Raw genomic sequence first — 968 nt, 5'->3', positions numbered from 1 at the left:
GTCGCCACATAGGCACCTGTCGTGTGATAGGAGGCGACATAGTTGGTGTTGGCGGCAATTGTGACAGGTGTTGTAAAATTCACCGTCTGCCAACCGCTCGCCGTGGTGTTGGTGAAGGTGGCGGTCGCGAGTTTGGTGCCTGTCGTGGTCCACAGGTCGACGACATTCTGTCCGTTGTCATTGGCGCTGCGGTAGAACTTGATGCCGGTAATGTCGCCGGCAACGTTCGACTGGAACTTGACGCCGAGCTCAATCTGCTGACCATCGTTGAGGTTCGTCTGGGTCGGCGTGCTGGAGGCGGAAAACAGGCTGTAGCTCGTTGGCGCCGTCGATACGGCGACATTGAAGGTCTCGTTGGCCGCAAGGCCGCCGAGGTCTGTCGCCGTCACCTTGACGCCGTAAGTGCCTGATGTCGTCGGCGTGCCGGAGAATGTCCGTGTCGTGGCGTTGAAGGCCAGCCAGGCGGGCAGCGCCGTGCCGTCGGCAGCAGTTGCCGTATAGGTCAGCGTCTCGGTGCTGTCGACATCGGTGAAGGTGGTGGTCGGCAGCACGAAGGAGAAGGCAGAGCCGACGGTGGCGTTCTGAGTGGTCGTCTGGACGGCGAGCACCGGTGCGTCGTTGGCGCCATGGATGGTGATGGTCAGGTTTGCCGTGGCGGTGGCGCCGGCAGCGTCGCGCATCGTGTAGCTGAACACATCGCTCAGCGTGTTGGTCGACTGGCGCAGCGCCTGGACGGCGGCATTGGTCTCGTTGACGGCATAGCTATAGACGCCCGATGCGCTGAGCACGAGACTGCCATAGGTGCCGTTCAGTGCCGAACCGAGCGTGCCTGATGTCGCGCCGAAGACGACGGCCGTGACCGTCTTGGTGTCACCGGCATCCGGATCGGTGTCGTTGGTCAGCACATTGCCGCTCGCAACCACACCACCCGAACCATTGGCAATGCCACCCTTCTCGGTCGCGTCACC

1 protein-coding gene is annotated in these 968 nt (G+C 62.4%); it reads right to left on the bottom strand.

Translation table 11 applies throughout. The features are described 5' to 3' along the window. The coding region (locus AC1DTN_RS37350) for a DUF4082 domain-containing protein (protein ID WP_477925137.1) at positions 1-968 on the bottom strand (968 nt) is incomplete at both ends.

The sequence above is a fragment of the Rhizobium sp. 01T444 genome (assembly GCF_056398305.1).
The sequence above is the reverse complement of the archived record's forward strand: the minus strand, read 5'-3'. Positions and strand labels throughout refer to the sequence as shown.